The sequence below is a fragment of the Citrobacter sp. Igbk 16 genome (assembly GCF_028069755.1).
Classification (GTDB): Bacteria; Pseudomonadota; Gammaproteobacteria; order Enterobacterales; family Enterobacteriaceae; genus Citrobacter.
Window position 1 is genome coordinate 1 of the sequence record NZ_JANEWJ010000114.1, and the last position, 261, is coordinate 261.

At 50.2% G+C, this 261-nt stretch carries 1 rRNA gene; it reads right to left on the reverse strand.

Annotated features, from left to right (window positions below):
- A 5S ribosomal RNA gene (rrf, locus tag NNO03_RS22625) occupies positions 1-106 on the reverse strand; the annotation flags it as partial.
- Positions 107-261: the final 155 nt, after the last annotated feature.

Here is a 261-nt window from a genome sequence, read left to right on the forward strand (position 1 = left end):
TCCCTACTCTCGCATGGGGAGACCCCACACTACCATCGGCGCTACGGCGTTTCACTTCTGAGTTCGGCATGGGGTCAGGTGGGACCACCGCGCTACAGCCGCCAGGCAAATTCTGTTTATCAGACCGTGTTTTACGTTCTGATGTAATCTGTAATCAAGCTGAAATCGATGTCTCTCTTCGCCAAAACATCTTCGGCGTTGTAAGGTTAAGCCTCACGGTTCATTAGTATCGGTTAGCTCAATGTATCGCTACACTTACAC